This is a genomic window from Catellatospora chokoriensis (assembly GCF_011297315.1).
Lineage (GTDB): Bacteria > Actinomycetota > Actinomycetes > Mycobacteriales > Micromonosporaceae > Catellatospora > Catellatospora citrea.
In genome coordinates this window covers 237590-252734 of sequence record NZ_JAAOTI010000004.1, presented here as the reverse complement: position 1 = coordinate 252734, position 15145 = coordinate 237590, and the positions used below count along the sequence as shown (strand labels likewise).

The 15145-nt window shown below is 72.3% G+C and carries 15 protein-coding genes; 8 read left to right on the top strand and 7 right to left on the bottom strand.

Features of this window, described 5'->3' with window-relative positions; translation table 11 throughout:
- Positions 1–14 precede the first annotated feature (14 nt).
- Positions 15–788 carry a hypothetical protein gene (locus HAV39_RS08335; protein WP_191838578.1) on the top strand — a complete coding sequence of 258 codons (774 nt, stop codon included), beginning with the start codon at positions 15–17 and terminating at the stop codon, positions 786–788.
- 100 nt (positions 789–888) lie between these two features.
- Here the strand turns inward: HAV39_RS08335 and HAV39_RS08330 are convergent, their stop codons facing one another.
- Together HAV39_RS08330 and HAV39_RS08325 are read right to left on the bottom strand one after the other, a co-directional pair.
- Positions 889–1107, bottom strand: coding sequence for a DUF397 domain-containing protein (locus HAV39_RS08330; protein WP_120321590.1), 219 nt, complete (start codon positions 1105–1107; stop codon positions 889–891).
- A complete protein-coding gene (locus HAV39_RS08325) occupies positions 1077–1961 on the bottom strand; it encodes a helix-turn-helix domain-containing protein (RefSeq protein ID WP_191838577.1) in 885 nt (294 codons plus the stop codon). The genes HAV39_RS08330 and HAV39_RS08325 overlap by 31 nt, the downstream gene beginning before the upstream one ends.
- A gap of 384 nt (positions 1962–2345) precedes the next feature.
- Between HAV39_RS08325 and HAV39_RS08320 the strand changes: the two genes are divergently transcribed.
- Positions 2346–2663 (top strand): hypothetical protein, encoded by a 318-nt coding sequence (locus tag HAV39_RS08320; protein WP_191838576.1) that lies wholly within the window; start codon positions 2346–2348, stop codon positions 2661–2663.
- A gap of 172 nt (positions 2664–2835) precedes the next feature.
- A complete protein-coding gene (locus tag HAV39_RS08315; protein WP_191838575.1) occupies positions 2836–3159 on the top strand; it encodes a hypothetical protein in 324 nt (107 codons plus the stop codon).
- A gap of 67 nt (positions 3160–3226) precedes the next feature.
- Here HAV39_RS08315 and HAV39_RS08310 read toward each other — a convergent pair whose 3' ends face one another.
- Both HAV39_RS08310 and HAV39_RS08305 read right to left on the bottom strand, forming a co-directional pair.
- A complete protein-coding gene (locus HAV39_RS08310; RefSeq protein ID WP_191838574.1) occupies positions 3227–4177 on the bottom strand; it encodes a PASTA domain-containing protein in 951 nt (316 codons plus the stop codon).
- 78 nt (positions 4178–4255) lie between these two features.
- Complete coding sequence (locus HAV39_RS08305; protein WP_191838573.1) at positions 4256–4942, bottom strand: PASTA domain-containing protein; 687 nt, start codon at positions 4940–4942, stop codon at positions 4256–4258.
- Between the two features lie 97 nt (positions 4943–5039).
- Here HAV39_RS08305 and HAV39_RS08300 point away from each other — a divergent pair, with 97 nt between their 5' ends.
- Entirely contained in the window at positions 5040–6284 is a 1245-nt protein-coding gene (locus HAV39_RS08300; RefSeq protein WP_191838572.1) for a hypothetical protein, read from the top strand.
- Between the two features lie 30 nt (positions 6285–6314).
- Here the strand turns inward: HAV39_RS08300 and HAV39_RS08295 are convergent, their stop codons facing one another.
- Both HAV39_RS08295 and HAV39_RS08290 read right to left on the bottom strand, forming a co-directional pair.
- Positions 6315–7613, bottom strand: a complete 1299-nt coding sequence (locus tag HAV39_RS08295; RefSeq protein ID WP_239120832.1) for a CapA family protein — start codon at positions 7611–7613, stop codon at positions 6315–6317.
- Positions 7614–7665: 52 nt separating this feature from the next.
- Complete coding sequence (locus HAV39_RS08290; RefSeq protein ID WP_120317553.1) at positions 7666–9141, bottom strand: glutamate-cysteine ligase family protein; 1476 nt, start codon at positions 9139–9141, stop codon at positions 7666–7668.
- 190 nt (positions 9142–9331) lie between these two features.
- Between HAV39_RS08290 and HAV39_RS08285 the strand changes: the two genes are divergently transcribed.
- On the top strand, positions 9332–9769 hold the full coding sequence (locus tag HAV39_RS08285) for a MarR family winged helix-turn-helix transcriptional regulator (RefSeq protein ID WP_239120833.1): 438 nt from the start codon (positions 9332–9334) through the stop codon (positions 9767–9769).
- 354 nt (positions 9770–10123) lie between these two features.
- Here the strand turns inward: HAV39_RS08285 and HAV39_RS08280 are convergent, their stop codons facing one another.
- Entirely contained in the window at positions 10124–12577 is a 2454-nt protein-coding gene (locus HAV39_RS08280; RefSeq protein ID WP_191838570.1) for an ATP-binding protein, read from the bottom strand.
- Between the two features lie 154 nt (positions 12578–12731).
- Here HAV39_RS08280 and HAV39_RS08275 point away from each other — a divergent pair, with 154 nt between their 5' ends.
- The 3 genes from HAV39_RS08275 to HAV39_RS08265 all read left to right on the top strand — a co-directional run bounded on the left by HAV39_RS08275 (position 12732) and on the right by HAV39_RS08265 (position 15076).
- Entirely contained in the window at positions 12732–13226 is a 495-nt protein-coding gene (locus HAV39_RS08275) for an RNA polymerase sigma factor (RefSeq protein WP_191838569.1), read from the top strand.
- On the top strand, positions 13219–14097 hold the full coding sequence (locus tag HAV39_RS08270) for a hypothetical protein (protein ID WP_191838568.1): 879 nt from the start codon (positions 13219–13221) through the stop codon (positions 14095–14097). The genes HAV39_RS08275 and HAV39_RS08270 overlap by 8 nt, the downstream gene beginning before the upstream one ends.
- Before the next feature lie 187 nt (positions 14098–14284).
- Positions 14285–15076, top strand: coding sequence for a hypothetical protein (locus tag HAV39_RS08265; RefSeq protein WP_191838567.1), 792 nt, complete (start codon positions 14285–14287; stop codon positions 15074–15076).
- The last annotated feature ends 69 nt before the right edge of the window (positions 15077–15145 follow it).

Sequence of the window (15145 nt, the reverse complement as noted above, 5' to 3'; positions counted from 1 at the left end):
GCGGGGGAACCACCATGGTCGCTGAACCGGCGTCCACACCATTGCCATCTCAGGTCACGCCGGCGCAGCTCATCGGCGAGATCAGCCGACTCGTCCGGCAGCTGCCCTGTCCGCACTGCGGCCAGGAGGGCGCCGACTCCGCACGCGCCCACTCCCAGGCGCTGGTCCCGGCGGCCCGGGAGCCCTACGACGACGTCGCCCCGCTCGACCCGCTGGACGAGATCGGCGACGACGAGCGCTGGCTGTGGCGCCTGGTCGAGGAGGCCGAGCGTGTCGCCGCGGCCGCGCCGCCCGGTCCGGACCCGCGCCAGGTCGCGCTCGCCGAGCAGCGCTGCCAGGAGGCGTACGAGGCCGAGCAGAAGGTCCAGTCGCGCATCCACGCGACCATCACCGCGCTCGCCCAGCCGTCGTCGTGGCTACGGCCCCGCCACCGCGCCGCGCTCGCCCGGCACCTGCGTGAGGACCGGGCCGCCGCGGTGCTGACCGCGATCCAGCGGGGGCGGATCGAGGAGATCCGAGGGCGGCTGCGCGCCGTCGCCAACCGGCGGGCCGACTACCTCACGGCGCATCGCGCCACGCTGGAGGCCGGGCGCAACGCGCGGGTGGAGCTGACCCGGGTGCTCGACGACCTGATCGACCGGTACGCCCGGATGGCACAGCCACCCGCCTGGTTCAAGTTCGGGCTGGACTACCCCCCGGAGCCCGGCACGCGCCGGGAGTGGCTGCAGCACGCCCGCGAGACGATGATCGAGCGGCGGCGGGCCAACCTGCACCGGGTGCTGCTGTGACCGAGATGGCGAAGGACCCTCCCCGGCGCCCTTGAGGGTGGCGCGGAAGAGGGTCCTCCGTAAGCGTGATCCAGAGCTGTCACAAGGTGCGGGATTCGACCTAGAGATCGAACTCCCCGTCCTTGGCACCCTCCACAAAGGCGTCCCACTCGTCCGGCGTGAAGATCAGTGCCGGCCCGGTGGGATTCTTGGAGTCGCGCAACGCGATCGCACCACCAACGAACGCGACTTCAACACAGTTGTCGCAGTTCGGCCCACTCCGCGTGCTCTTGTACCAACGCGCTTCGCTCAGATCGACTCGAAACCCCTTGGTCTCGATTTCCATAGTGGCTCCTCCGCCAGTTGTGCGATCAGCTCGGCGGACTCCTCGGGGCTCAACGCAGCCCTCCGGATGTTCTCGAAGATCTTGGTGTACTTCCCCAGCTCGTCGTTTTTCTCCAGGAAGAGTCCCCCGGTCGCATTCTCCGCGTAAACGACATCTGAGTCGCCCGGTTCGGGAAACTCCAGGATGGCGAAAGTACCGTCCATACCGGCGTGTGGACCTGCCTCGAACGGCAACACCTGCAAGGTCACGTTAGGCCACGAGGCTGCTTCGGCCAGTAGTCGAAGCTGGTCTCGCATAACCTCGTCGCCGCCCACGGGCCGGCTCACCACCGACTCATCGAGCACCACCTGAAACCTGATCGCATCGTCTTGTCGCGTGAGCAACGATTGACGGCCCATCCGGACACGGACACGATTCATAATCGCTTCTTCGTCCCAGTCCGGCCAGGCGCCGCGAATCATCGCCTCGGCATAATCTGCTGACTGCAGCAGGCCGGGGACAACCTGCTGTTCGTACGCGCGGATGGAGCTGGCCGCGGCCTCCAGCCCGACATAAGCGCCCACGAGCACGCTGCTGTAGGGATGCCACCAGCCCTTCTGCCGTGCCTCCTTGGCGATCTCCACCAGCACGTCGACCTCGTCGGCCGGCGTGTTGTAGATCGTCAGCATGTCGCGGACGTCGCGACTGGTCACCGAGCTGTGCCCGGTCTCGATCCGCGAGATCTTGGACTGTGAGCACTCCATCCTCTCGGCCACGAACTCCAGCGTGATGCCGGCATGTTCGCGCCGCTTGCGCAGTTCGGCACCGAGTCTTCGTCGGCGCACGGTCGGGCTCTGTCGGGTTGTCACGGCGCACCTCCGCGACGCACGTCGGCGGAGGCACGAAAGTCGATGCCCCCGCCCGATGGAACTTGCCTATGTCGTGTTGCGAGTCTGCTCCGACGATCGGCGAATCTTCAACCGGCCGAACGCACAGAGGGTGCGACTCGGCATCACCGGGGAGACCGACACCAGCTTGTCACATACCGGACGAAGGACACCAGTGCGCATACGCACTTTGCAACTTGCATTCAGCAAAGTCTTCCGGCACAGTGTCTGTTATGGCCCCCGCTGTGCTGATCTTCCGTTTTCATGATCACGCACGGTGGGCGGAGCTTCACCTCTAGCGTTCAACGAGCGACTCCCGATTACGTGTTGTCCATTCGCACCGGTACGAGAGAGCAAGGAGAAAAGGTGACTCCCCAAGCCGGCGACATCCTCCACGTCACTCGCGAAGCCAGCGTCCAGTTCCTGCGCCCGATGATGTTCCGGGTGATCCGCGTGCACGACTGGCCGACGTACGAGGGCTGGGTCTGGCTCGACGGTTACCAGCTCAACGCCGCCGGGGACGCGGTGGAACGCCGCTCGATCTTCGTACAGCGCGCCGGCCTGCGCATCGTGCCCGACAACAGCGCCTCGGCCCGCGCCCGCACGGCGCCCGGCCGCATCGGCCAGCGCCCCGCACTGAGCCGCACCCCGCACCTGCGTCCCGCGACCGCGGGCGCTCGCTGAGGATTTCTCGCGATCGGCCTCCGGCCCGGCCATAACGGATCTACGCTCGAATAACCCTAGTTGAACGACGGTGGCGACTCGCCCGGTCGGCTGCGGTCCGCAGGCGGCCGCGACGAGTCACTACCGTCTGCCCTCGCGTGGCACGGCACCCGCTCACCCGGGGGACGGCGCCATGGACAACCGAACGATCGCTTCTGGACGCGAGTCCCGGGCGACCATTCCACATCGGTCCCACCGGCTGGCCGCACTGTGCGGTGCGGCGCTGGCAGCGGCGTTCTTCACGCCGGTGCCGGCTACCGCCGGGACGACCGAGGTGCGGGCCGCAACGGTCGCGGACGCATCCACCACGCGGCAGGCAGCGGCGCCCGCCGTGGTCAGTGCCCACTCCGTGCCACCCGAGCTGATGGCACGTTCGCTCATCTCCACCGGCATGATCGGCATCGGTCTCGCGCTGGGCGGGATCGTCATCGTCACCCACCGGCGCCGCCAGTGGTGACCCGCCGGCCTACCGGAACAGAACGCGCCCATGCCGAGCACGGCATGGGCGCGCTCGTGTGCTGCGGTCAGTCCTCGTCCGGGCTGGGGCTCGCCTCCGCGCTCGGGCTCGGCTCGGCGGACGGGCTGGCCGGGGCCGAGGCCACCACGATGGTCACCGTGTCCCCTGCCTCCACCACCGAGCCGCCTTCCGGGTCCACCTCGACCACGGTGCCCGGATCGGCTTCATCGGTGGCGCGCAGCGTGATCCGCGGGCTCAGGCCCACCGCGTTCAGCGCGTCGATGGCCTCCTGCTGCGACATGCCCACCAGGTCCGACGGCACCGCGACCGTCGACGCCGCCGGTGAAGGCGACACCGACGCCGACGGGCTCGGCGCGGCGCTGCTGGGCGCGGCCGAGGTCAGCGCGGGGGTCGGCGAGGTGCTCGGCACCGGCGCGGGCCCGCCGCCGCGCAGCGCGAGCCAGGCGGCCACCGCGAACAACGCCAGCAGCAGCAGCGCGATCCCGATGATGACCAGGGGCGCACGCCAGGTGCGCTGGCCCTCGCCGTACTCGATGCCGGGCGGCGGCGGGGTGGCACCGCGCATCGGCCCGGACTCCCGGGCGGGCACGCCCGCACGGCCGGTCCAGACGTCCTGGGCCGGCAGCACCGAGGTGCGCTCGTCCGCCGGTGCCGGACGGCCGGCGACGGGCGGCAGCACCGAGGTCGGCTCGCCTCCCGGAGGCACGCCCGGGGGCCCGCCCGCAGGCAGCACGGTCGTCGCCTCGTCGCCGGTTCGGCCGCCCCCGGGCAGCACGGTCGTCGCATCGTCCGGGCTGTGCCCACCCGCGGGAAGGACGGTCGTGGCCTCGTCGTCGGCCGACCCGCCCGCGGGCAGCACTGTCGTCGCCTCGTCGTCGGACTCGGGCCCTCCGTCCCGGCGGTGAGCAGGCATGGGGGCGGTCTCGTCGGGAGACGGCCCCGGGCCGCTCCCGCCCGCCGCCGGATCGCTGTCGTCGTGCCGCTGCTCATCGGACATGCAGAGGTCCTACCACGTCGCCGGTCCGGTTAAGCCTCACCAGGGCACGTGGCGTGCGGCGCACCCCGCGCACCGTCGTCAGCCTGCCGTGGCGGGAGAAGGCTCGGTCGCCACCGAGCAGGTCAGGTCGACCGTGTCGTCCCACTTGACCTTGTCGCCCGCCGGGATCGAGGTCTCGCGCACGGTTCCGTCACGCCCGCTCACGTACTTGCCGATCCGCAGGCCGGCCGCGAGGAGTTCGGTCTTCGCCGCGTCGCACGGCTTGTCCACGACGTTCGGCATGTCGAATTCGAAAACCGGACCCACCACGATGAGACGCACGTGAGTACCGCTCGGTGCCGACATGCCCGCTGCGGGCTCGGTGCGCAGCACGGTGTGCGGCGTGCCGGCCTCCTCCACGAACTTGACCGTCACGCTGACCTTCAGGTCCTTGATGATCTGTGCGCGAGCCTCGCGGAACTCCCGGGTGCTCACGTCGGGCATCACCTGGCCGCCGGGTGCGGGCGAGGCGGCGCTCGGCGCGACCGTCGGGCTCGGCGAGGGCTGCTCGCTCGGCGACGCGTCAGGCGTCGGCGAGATCACCGCGGTCGGGCTGGCGCTCGGCTGGGCGGCCGGATCGCCGTCGCCGGCCGCGAACCATCCGATCGCGAGTCCCGCGACGGCCAGCAGCACGGTGGCCGTCGCCAGGATGGCGACGGTGCCGGGGCTGAACCCGCGTGGTCGCTGCGGCGTCAGCGGCGCCGTCTGTGCCCACGGGTCGGTCATGATGGTCTCCTCTTTGGGGTACGCCCGGCGAACGCTACGCCGCAACGAGAGTAAACCGTTCACACGAACCGCCCTCGCATTGCTATACGCTCGCGTCATGTCACTTCAGGGCCCGGGTACGCGGCTGGGACTGAGCTCGGTCGCCGTCGCGGCGGGCGTTGCCGCCGCTGCGGGAGCAGCACAGTTGGGCGTCGGTTACGGCCTGGGAGTCTTCTCCTGGGTGCCCACCGTGCACGGCGGCGACGAGGCCGCGTGGTTGGCGAGTCTGGCCTGGACGGTGTGGATTTCCGCCCTGTCGGTGGTGCTCGGTGCCGTAGTGGCCGATCGCGTCGGCCAACCGACTGTCCAGTCGTCGACAGCGGTCCGCGTGCTGCGCCGCGCCGCGCTGTCGATCGCCGCCTCGCTGGGCGGCCTGGTCGTCGTGGCGCTGACCGCGGTGCCCGCCCGGGTGGCCGAGCGCGCCGACACGTTCGCGCCGCACCTGATCGTCGGCGCTTATGCCATCGCCGGGGTGCTGCTCGGCCTGTTCATCTCGGTGGCCGCCCTGGTCGCCCGCTCGATCGCCGCGAACGTGCTGGCCACCGGCGGATGGCTGTGGCTGCTCGCGGTCACCGCGGTGGCCGACGGCATCGCGGCCGGGCGCGACCCCGTCGTCGCGCAGCTCGGCTCCTGGCCGGTGACCACGGACGGGCCCTGGTTCAAGAGCGTCTACCTGCCCGGCGCGGCCATCGCCGCGGTCGCCGCCGTGGTCATCGGCTTCCTCGCCGCGCTGCCCGCCGCACGCCGCCGCGACGGCCAGGCGGGCGTGGCGCTCTCCGGCGCCGCCGGCCCGGCCCTGGTCGCCGTGGCCTACCTGCTGGCCGCGCCGAGGCTGACCGGTGCGCTGCCGGATCAGCTCTCCGCACACCTGGTGGCGCCGTACGCGGTGGTCACCGGTCTGCTCGGCTCGGTGCTGGCGCTCGTGCTCTGCGGCCCGCGCCGCCCCCGGCCGGTCACCGCGCCGGCCGCGCCGGTCCCGCCGCAGTACACCGGATCCGACGCCGCGCCCGCTCCGGCCGTGCCCGCACAGCCCGTCCCGGACAAGACCGGCTCCGGCAAGAAGGCCTCCGACAAGAACAGCGCGGCCGGGGACAGCTCTGACAAGGCCGCGTCCGACAAGCCCGCATCGGGCAGGACCGCCGCCGGCCGGGCCACCGTCGCCAAGGCGACCGCGGACGACACCGCGGCGCAGCCACCGGCGGACGAGCCGAGCGCGACCGGCGCCATGCCGTCCACGGGCCCGAGCGGGGTATCCCCCGTCGCGGACCCGCCGGGCCCGCGTCAGCCGCGCAAGAAGCGCTGACGGGGTCCAGACCCGCTCACCCGGCGCCTATCAGCGCACCACGACCATGCCGACGTTGCCGGCACCGCGCGAGCGCAGCACGCGGGCGGAGCGTTCGCCGCTGGCCCGGCAGTCCGCACGGCTGGCCGCAGGGCACGCGGTCACCAGCAGCGCCCGGGCCGGCCCGTTGTCGAGCTGCATGTACGTCGGCAGCGCGGCGACCTCCGACACGGTGAACCGGCCGGGCGCCGTTTCCAGGAAGGTGAACCGGCTGATCACCCCGTCCCGGGTGACGGCCGAGAAGCTCTGGTTCGAGACGTGATTGCCCATGCCGTAGACGACCCAGCGCCCCTCGATCCGTTCGAACGGCTGCACCACGTGCGCGTGGTGGCCGAGGATCAGGTCGACCGCGCCGTCGCGCAGCAACCGGCGGGCGACGGACACCTGCTGCTCGTTCGGCCGCTGCTGGTACTCGGTGCCCCAGTGGATCGAGACGATGACGACCTCGGCCCCGGCCCGCCGGGCCCCGTTCGCGGCCTGCCGGACGCGCTCCGGGTCGAGCGAGTTGACCAGCCACTCCTTGCCCTTGGGCCGGGTCAGTCCGTTGAACGAGAAGGTGTACGACAGCAGCGCCACCTTGACCCCGCGCACCGTGACGATCGTGGGCTGGTCCTGCTCGGCGCGGCTGCGAGCCATGCCCGCGTGGGCGATCCCGGCCGCGTCCAGGGCGGCAAGGGTGCGGCGCACGCCCGCCTCGCCCCCGTCCAGGGAGTGGTTGGACGCGGTGGAACAGGCGTCGTAGCCGGTCTGCCGCAGGGCGGGCACGATCTGCGGCGGCACCTTGAAGATCGGGTATCCGGTGAACGGCCCCTGCGGGCCGCCCAGCGGCGTCTCCAGGTGGCAGATGGCGAGGTCGGCCCCCTCGATCACCGGGCGCACGCCCTTGAGCAGCGGCGCGAAGTCGTACCCGCGGCCGCCCGCGTCCTGCTGCGCCTGCCGCCACAGCCCGCCGTGCAGCAGCACATCGCCGCTGCCGACCACGGTGAACGTGCGCGGCACGAACGGCCCGCCCGCAGGCGTCGGCGAAGCGGCCGACGCGCTCGGCACGGATGACCGGCTCGGCGACGCCCCGACACGGCTCGGCGCGGGTGCCCGGTTCGGCGAGGCTCCGGCGCTGGTGAGCGCGGGTCGCGGAGCGGGCACGCGCGCGGTCGGCAGGTACGTCGACGACGGCCGTGGCGCCTGACCGGGCAGCCACGGTGGCAGCGCCGCCGCGGCGACCGCGGCCAGCAGCACGGCCAGGGTCGCCGGCAGCGCCCAGGGCCTGACGTCACTCCGCTCACCGGTCACGGCTGCACACTCCCCCGAGGTCGTCGATCACGCCATCCGCTGTCAGGCCGAGTCAGCCCACCGGCCAGGTATGCACCGGTTCGTTGGTGCGCTGGTGCTCGGCATACCGGCCCACCATGGCGCGCAGCGCCGCGGGCCGGGTCGCGCCCGCCGCCTCCAGCGCCCGCACCGTGGCCACCTGCCAGGTCGAGCCGTTCTGCCCGGTGAGGCAGCGCTGCTCGATGATGCCGAGCAGCCGGTCGCGCTGCGCCGGGTCGACGCCGAAGCGGTCGAGCCCTTCCGCCGCCTTCGGCAGCAGCATCTCCAGCACCAGATCGGTCACCCGGATCTCGCCGAGCCGCGGCCACCAGACCGGCGCGACGATGCCCCGGCGGGCGGCGGCGTGGAAGTTGTCCTGCGCCACGCTGAAGGGCAGCTGTGTCCAGAGCGGACGGTCCTCCTCCACCAGCGCGCGCACCAGTCCGAAGTAGAGCGCGCCGTTGGCCAGCATGTCGACCACGGTCGGCCCGGCCGGCAGCACCCGGTTCTCCACCCGCAGGTGCGGCCGGCCGCCCATGATGTCGTAGACCGGCCGGTTCCAGCGGTAGATGGTGCCGTTGTGCAGCCGTAACTCGCCCAGCCGGGGCACCCCGCCGTCGCGCAGCACGGTCAGCGGGTCCTCCTCCTCGGCGATCGGCAGCAGCGGCGGGAAGTAGCGCACGTTCTCCTCGAACAGGTCGAAGATCGAGGTGACCCAGCGCTCGCCGAACCAGACCCGGGGGCGTACGCCCTGGGCCTTGAGCTCGTCCGGGCGGGTGTCGGTGGCCTGCTCGAACAGCGCGATCCGGGTCTCCGACCACAGCTGATGACCGAACAGGTAAGGCGAGTTGGCGCCGACCGCGACCTGCACCCCGGCGATGACCTGCGAGGCGTTCCAGTACGCGGCGAACTCCGCGGGCGACACCTGCAGGTGGAACTGCAGGCTGGTGCAGGCGGCCTCGGGTGCGATGGAGTCGGTGCGGATGCGCAGCCGGTCGGCTCCCCTGATGTCGACGCCGATCTGCTCGCCGCGGGCGGCCAGGATCTCCTCGTTGAGCGAGCGGTAGCGCCCGTTCACGGACAGGTTCTCGGTGACCGTGTGGTCGGTGGTGAGCGTCGGCAGGATGCCGATGGTCAGCAGCGCCGCGTCGTGCTTGCGGGCGTGCGTGTCCGCGCGGCGCAGGCTCTCGATGATCTGCTGCTCGTACTGCACCAGCCCGTCCCCCGAGATGAGCCGCGGCGGCACGTTCAGCTCCAGATTGAACCGTCCGAGTTCGGTCTGGAACTGGGGATCGGCCAGGTCGCGCAGGACTTCTTCGTTCACCATCGTCGGCAGGTGCTCGGCGTCGACCAGGTTCAGCTCGATCTCCAGCCCGGTGGTCGGGTGGTCGGCATCGAAGCTGAAGTCGTTGAGCATCAACGCGAACACGTCCAGGCAGCGCCTGACTTTCTGGCGGTAGTGCTCCCGTTCCTGGCGGCTGAACGTCTGCAGCGAAACGTCCTTGCCCATGAGCCCTCCCCGACGCACGGTCACCAAACGAACCCTCAGAGTACGTTTCGCGAGCGACAGTCGTATCGGGTGGTCGTCCCGATTGGCACGCCCGTCGTCCCACTCTGCGGGAAACGAAGGGCAACAAATGTGCCATCTCTCCATATACGATGCGGAAATGGAGCTACTCGAGGATTCGAGGCTCACCGCCATGGGCCTTTTGACAGAGGCGTACACCAGCCTCAACACCCTCTGCGCGGAGCAGCTCGCCGCGCACGGCCTGGCACCGGTCGAGTTCGAAGTGCTGCTGCGGCTGGCTCGCTCACCCGCGCGACGACTGCGCATGACCGACCTTTCCCGACAGACCTCCATGAGCACGAGCGGGGTGACCCGCATGATCGACCGGCTCGAGCGGGAAGCCCTGGTCTGCCGGGTGCCCTGCGACATCGACCGGCGCAGCTCATACGCCGCCCTCACCAGCAAAGGCCTGGCCCGCCTGCAGGAGACCATCCCCGGCCACCTGGAACTGCTTGACGAATGGCTCGTCGGCCCGCTGACCCAGCGCCAACTGCAGGGGCTGCTGGTCGGCCTGCGCGTGGTGCGCGACGCGGTCCGCCCGGAGGCGACCGCGGGCGTTCATGACCAGTGACGATCCTCTGCGGCGCGGCACTGCTGCCGCTGCGGCAGAACCGGCGGCAGAACTGCCGAGGACGTGCCAGAAAGGACGGTTAAAGCCCCGAATCGGGTGAACCGGGCTGCTAGCGTCATGGCCCTGTGGGAGGACGGTCCGGCCGGCCTTTTCACGGGGGCTGCATCGGCGCGGGCGGAGACGGCGGGGGGCGCGGTTCGCCACGGCGGGCCGCGGAGGGACATCACCGTCGGGGGGCCGCCCGCGCCGAACCCAGCGCCTCGAAGCGGCCGCTCGGTGTCATCTGGAGCGCAGCGCAGGATGACACCGATCAAGACCGCGTGGCGGGATCCACATGGCAAGCCACGGCGGCGCTCACAGATGGCTGAGCAGTCCCAGCGCGTGCGGCGTCAGCGAGATGCCCGTGCTGTCCCGCAGCTCGTAGAGCCGGGCCACCACCTCGGCGGGTTCGTTGCTGGTCGCCGCCAGCCCGACCAGCGCCTCCATCATGTCCCGCCGGTCGTTGAGGCCGCTGGTCAGCCGCGCCGCCGCTGCGAACCACGAGGCCGCCAGCGTGCGGTGACCCCGCTGCCAGGCCACCGTCGCCTCGATCATCGCGCAGTGCCAGTCCTCCTCGGGCTCGGCCGCGTCGAGCATGTCCGGCCCCGGACCGGGCTCCTCCACCAGCGCCGCACGGATGTCGGACAGCGTCTTCTCCGCCTCCTCCAGCCGCCCGCCCTGGGCGTACGCCAGCCCGACCACGCCCACCAGCCGCCGCCGCTCCCCCGGGTTGCCGACCTCGGCCAGCATCTCCGCGGCCTGCAAACCGACCCGCACCGCCTCGTCGTAGCGGCCGTCCAGGCGCAGCACCTCGGCGAGGTTGGCCCGCGCCAGTGCGCGCAGCTTGTGCTCGCCGGACCGCGCCGACAGCCGGTCCACCGCGGCCAGCCGCCGCTGTGCCGCGGCGAGATCGGCCTCGCGCAGGTCGTGCCAGATCAGGTTGTGCTGGGCCACCGCCATGTCGTCGACCCGGCCGGTGCGGGTGGCCAGCGCCAGAGTCGCCTCACCGTGGCGGCGGGCGTCGTCGTACTCCCCCGCGCTCTGGTGCACGACCTGCAGCACGCCGCGCGCCGCGAGCTCCCCGGTCACGTCGCCCACCAGCAGGAACGCCGCCAGCGCGGTCTCTCCTCGGGCGAGTTCCGCCCGGCCCGCGCCGTGCTCGGCCGCGAGCTGCACCACGCCCAGGTTCGCCCAGGCCCGCACGATCGGATCGGCGTCGGCGGTGCGCGGATCGTCGAGCAGCCGCAGCAGCCACTGCCTGCCCTGCTGGTCCCGGCCGCGGAAACGCCACCAGCGGGGGAGTTTCGAGGCCAGGCACAGCGCCGTGTGCGGGTCGTGCTCGGCCGCGTGGACCAGCGCCGCCCACAGATCACTGGCCACGTCGTCGAGCCGGGCCACCGCCGCGGCCAGCGTCGGCCCCACCATCGTCGGGGCGGTGCGAGCCGCGAACCGGGCGAAGACCACGCCGTGCTGCCGCCGTGCCTCGGCCAGCTCACCGGCCACCGCGGCCTGCTCGGTGGCGTACTCCTTCACGACGTCCAGCAGCACGAAGCGGAACGCGCCGGAGCCGCGCACCTGCACCAGCCCCAGCTCCACCAGGCGCTCCAGCACCGGCACCACGTCGACCTGCGGGCCGAGCAGGTCCTCGGCCAGCTCCACGGACCAGCGGTAGCCGAACACGGCCAGCCGCCGCAGCGCCTCCCGCTGCGCGGGCTCCAGCAGGCGGTAGCTGGCGGTCACCACGTCGCGCAGGGTCACCACCGGCGGGGAGGCGGCGACGTCGGCGCTGCCCAGCTCCAGCAGCCGGTTGCCGTAGCGGGCAAGCATCTCGGCCGGGTCGAGCACCCGGCCCCGCGCCGCGGCCAGCTCGATGGCCAGCGGCAGCCCGCCCAGCCGGCGTACCAGCGTGACCAGCGCCTCGACCTCGACGTCGGCGGGCGCGCGACGCACCTGCCGCCACCTGGCCAGGAACAGCGCGCTCGCCGGGTGCCGCTCGGCCTCGGCCAGCGACCGCGTCCCGGCGGGTGGCAGCGCCAGCGGCCCCAGCGGCCACACCTGCTCGCCCACCGGCCCCAGCGGAGCCCGTGCCGAGGCGAGCACCCGCAACATGGGCGCGACGGCGAACAGTTCGGCCAGCACGGTCCGGGAGGCGTCCGGCGAGCGGTCGACCGCGTCCAGCATGAGCAGCACCGGCTCTGCCAGCCGGGTCGGCAGGTCGGCCGGCCGGGCGACTTCCAGCACTGCGCAGATCACGTCACGGACGTCGTTGACGGTGTCCCCCGCGGCGACGCTGATCGCGCGCACGCCTGCCGGGAACCGCTGCTGCGCCTGGTGCGCCACGGTGATCGCGAGTGCGCTCTTGCCCACCCCGGCCAGGCCCACCAGCGTGGTGAGGCCGGGCTGGGCGGCGAGGTGCTCGATCAGGGCGGCGGACTCCTCGGCGCGGCCGTACAGCTCCGGCGGCGCGGGCAGGGTGAACGCGGGCCGGGCGGGCGGCGTGGACACCTGGCCGCGGGCGGCGAGGTGGAACTCGGCGGCCGCGTCGCCGGTCAGCGACAGCGCACCGACCAGCAGTTCCACCGTGCTGCGCTGCGGGCGGGCCGCTCGTCCGTGCTCCAGGTCCCGGACCGTGCGCACGCCGAGCCCGGCCCGTGCGGCGAGTTCCGACTGGGTCAGCCGCGCGGCATCCCGGTGCGCGCGAAGGAGCGCGCTGAAGGAGGCCGCCGACGCGTCGGCGGCCTCTGCGGGAACCGGGTGACCTGGGGCCATGGCCGCAAAGACTACGCACCCGAAGCCGAACGTGGGAGTCGAGCGTCTACTTTTTGGCGCACTCACGGGACATGACCGGTGTCACAGCGCAACCTTTCCGGCGAGCTGTTCGTGTCTCCTCTCACCTGTCGACGGAAAGGGAAAGGGGTGAGCAGTGCGTGACACGGAGAGCTTCGACGAGTGCTACCGGGCGACATCGCATCGCCTGCTCGGTTATGCGTACGCGCTGACCGGGAACTGGGCGCAGGCGCAGGACCTGGTCCAGGACGCGTACATGCGGGCCTGGCGGCAGTGGGGGCGGCTGTCCGAGTACGACGACGTCGAGGCCTGGCTGCGGCTGGTCGTGTCGCGCCTGGCCACCGACGTGTGGCGGCGGCTGCAGCGCTGGCGTGCGGCGATGCGCCTGCTGGGCACGAGCGAGGACGCCGCACCCGCCGACGAGTCCGCGGTGCTGCTGCAGCAGGCGCTGCGCGGCCTGCCCGGGGTCCAGCGCCAGGCGCTGGCCATGCACTACCTGTTCGGCATGCCGGTCGCCCGGATCGCCCTCGACACGGGGGTGCCGGTGGGCACGGTGAAGAGCTGGCTCTCTCGTGGACGTGCCGGCCTGGCGGCCGCGCTGCAGGCAAAGGACGGTGATCGTGATGAGTGAGATCGAGAACGCATTCGCCCGGGTGGTGGTCGAGGCCGAGCACCGCGCGCTGCCGATGGCGGCGCAGCTGCGTGCCCGCAGTGACCGGCGCACCCGGCGGCGGGCCGTGGTGGGCACGCTGGCCGTCGCCGCCGTGCTCGCGGCGGGTGCCACCGTGCTGCTGCCGCAGCTGGGGCGCGAGGCACCGGACCAGGTCGCCTTCCCGTCCGGCACGGCGACGAGCTCGCCGGTGACGCAGACGTCGGCACCGCCCTCGCCGCCGACTGCGGGATGCCCCAGCGGGGGGTTCGGTAAGACGATCCCCGCCAAGGCGCTGGTCTCGGGCACCAGCCGCGACGCCCCGGACATCCCGCTGGAGTACCGCTGCGGAGAACCCGCGACGGGCGACGCGGAGCACGCGCTGCCCAAGGTGTGTCCGGACGGGGCCGACGCCGGTGCTGCCTCGATCCTCGGCCGTCGCGGCATCCTCGCCTACCTCAAGCCGGTGCAGGAGGGCTACACCCCGAACACCTACTTCCACACGGTCACCGAGTACACGGCTCCCGGGGCGGCGACCGCCTACCTGGCGGGGCTGCGCGCCGCCGTGGCGGCCTGCGGCGAGTACCGGGTCGGCAGCCTCCGTTACGACTACGCCGTCACCGACGGCCCGCCGCTGGGCGACGAGTCCCTCACTCTGACCAGGACCATCAAGGTCGACCCGCCCGCGGAGGGCATGCCGGAGCTGGCCATGTTTCAGATCTGGGTGGTGCGGGTCGGCGCGTACGTCTCCGTGGTGACCGACCACGGCTGGGAGGGATCGCCCACGTCGAACGCCGAGGTCGAGCTGGACCCCGTGCTGGCGCAAGCCGAGGCGAAGCTGTCCGCGCTCTGAACCACCGGATCCGGGCGACGCAGGCTCTGCCGCCCGGATCCGGTGGGCGTGACGCTGTCCGCCTGCCGACAGGGCCGCAACCGGATACCGACACATCGAGTGTCTTCAGTTAACGGGCCGTCACGGGGCGGTCCGGTCAACCGATGGGGACCTCGGGTGTGCCGCGGCCGCCGGGGAGGGAGCACTCATGACCGCACCGACCATCCCGTGGCGCGGGCTGGCCGCGCTGGCGCTGGCCGCGACGCTGGCCGGCGGCTGTGACCGGCCGGGGTCCCCTTCGGCGTCGGCTCCGGCGAGCGGCACACCCCAGGCGTCCGCGCCGACGAGCGCGGCGGCATCCCCGCAGCCGTCACCCGAGCCGTCGGCGGACGACCGCTGCCTGGACACGTACCCGGGCGCCATCGCCGACACGGCGTTCCTGCCGGGCACGTTCGGTGAGGAGAAAGGCGACCTCTGCTACGAGGTCCGGCCCGCCCGGCCCGGTGAGGAGGAGTGGCCGGAGGAAGACCATCTGCCACGGGTCTGCGCGACCGGCACGCTGCCCAGCGAGGCGCTGATCGCCGACCGGCGCGGCGGCCGCAGGCTGTGGAACAGCAGCAGCACCCCGGGTGAGATCTCGACCGACGCGTACGACCACACGGTCACCCGCTACTCGGGCAGCGGAGCCCGGGACTACCTGGCCGACCTGCGCGCGGCGGTGAACCGCTGCGGGGCGTACACCCGCGACGGTGCCCGCTACGACTACTCCCTGGTCAGCGCGCCGAAGCTGGGCGACGAGTCGCTGCGGCTGGCCCTGGCCAGGCGTTACGTGCAGCCCCAGGAAGGCATGCCGCGGGAGGCGCGATACCTCATCGCCGTGATCCGCCGCGGCGACCACGTCGCCGTCGTGTTCGACCACGGCTGGGAGGGCACCCCCACCCGCACCCCCGCCATCACCGCCGTCTTCACCCAATCCGCCCGCCTCCTCCCCACCCCCTGAACCCCGCACGCCGCCCATCTCCGCACAACTTTTAAGGAGTCGCGCCTTCCGGGTGGCCGGATGGGCGCG

Bases quoted from the DNA above. Each gene is read 5' to 3' on its own strand.
- HAV39_RS08335 (WP_191838578.1), top strand. From the start codon at position 15: ATGGTCGCTGAACCGGCGTCCACACCATTGCCATCTCAGGTCACGCCG.
- HAV39_RS08315 (WP_191838575.1), top strand. From the start codon at position 2,836: ATGGACAACCGAACGATCGCTTCTGGACGCGAGTCCCGGGCGACCATT.
- HAV39_RS08310 (WP_191838574.1), bottom strand. From the start codon at position 4,177: ATGTCCGATGAGCAGCGGCACGACGACAGCGATCCGGCGGCGGGCGGG.
- HAV39_RS08305 (WP_191838573.1), bottom strand. From the start codon at position 4,942: ATGACCGACCCGTGGGCACAGACGGCGCCGCTGACGCCGCAGCGACCA.
- HAV39_RS08300 (WP_191838572.1), top strand. From the start codon at position 5,040: ATGTCACTTCAGGGCCCGGGTACGCGGCTGGGACTGAGCTCGGTCGCC.
- HAV39_RS08290 (WP_120317553.1), bottom strand. From the start codon at position 9,141: ATGGGCAAGGACGTTTCGCTGCAGACGTTCAGCCGCCAGGAACGGGAG.
- HAV39_RS08285 (WP_239120833.1), top strand. From the start codon at position 9,332: ATGGGCCTTTTGACAGAGGCGTACACCAGCCTCAACACCCTCTGCGCG.
- HAV39_RS08280 (WP_191838570.1), bottom strand. From the start codon at position 12,577: ATGGCCCCAGGTCACCCGGTTCCCGCAGAGGCCGCCGACGCGTCGGCG.
- HAV39_RS08270 (WP_191838568.1), top strand. From the start codon at position 13,219: ATGAGTGAGATCGAGAACGCATTCGCCCGGGTGGTGGTCGAGGCCGAG.
- HAV39_RS08265 (WP_191838567.1), top strand. From the start codon at position 14,285: ATGACCGCACCGACCATCCCGTGGCGCGGGCTGGCCGCGCTGGCGCTG.